1 protein-coding gene is annotated in these 792 nt (G+C 73.0%); it reads right to left on the reverse strand.

Annotation, left to right across the window (positions count from 1 at the left end):
- Positions 1-199 precede the first annotated feature (199 nt).
- A partial coding sequence (locus C1J00_RS43835) for a prepilin peptidase (RefSeq protein ID WP_102914270.1) occupies positions 200-792 on the reverse strand: 593 nt, incomplete at its 5' end.

The raw sequence follows: 792 nt of genomic DNA on the forward strand, positions 1-792 counted from the left end.
GGAGTGCGGGGTCGGGCCGGTGGGGTACTGGGATGCATTTGTCATGATCAGAATCATGACAGTGCCGGTTGCCCGGCTCACAGGAGTTCGGCGCGTGCCCATGCCCTCGTGGGCCGTACCCGTGCCCTCGTGTCAGGCCGTGCCCATGCCCTGGTGCCGTACCCGTGCCCTCGTGCCAGGCGGTGTACGCGCCCTCGTGTCAGGCCGTGTACGCGCCCACGAGAAGGCCCAGCAACGCCCCCGTGATCAGGAACGGGCCGAACGGGATGGCCGTCTTGCGGTCGGCCCGGCGGGTGACGACGAGGGCCGCGCCGTACAGAGCACCCAGGAGGAATCCGGCGAAGGTGCCGAGCATGACCGTCGGCCAGCCGTACCAGCCGAGGGCGGCGCCGGCGCCGAGGGCGAGTTTGACGTCGCCGAAGCCCATGCCCGCGGGGTTGACGATGAACAGGACGAAGTAGCCGCCGCCCAGGGCGAGGGAGCCCAGCAGGGCGGTCGTCCAGTGGCCCGCGTGTTCGGGGACCAGGGCGGTGAGGCCCAGCAGGGCCAGGGCCGCACCGGCGAACGGGAGGGTGAGCGGGTCGGGCAGGCGCCGCACGCGGAAGTCGACGACCGTGAGCAGGACACCGGCCGGAGCGAGCAGCAGCCAGACCCCGAGCTCGGGGCGGGTGCCGGTCGCGGCGGCGAGGACGGCGCAGACCAGGGCGGTGGCGATCACCAGGGGCGTCGTACGCGGCCCGTATCCCGGCTCCGCACACTTCGGGCACGCCGCCCGCCCCAGCCAGCCCCTGA

Source organism: Streptomyces cahuitamycinicus (genome assembly GCF_002891435.1).
In the GTDB taxonomy this organism is placed as follows: domain Bacteria; phylum Actinomycetota; class Actinomycetes; order Streptomycetales; family Streptomycetaceae; genus Streptomyces; species Streptomyces cahuitamycinicus.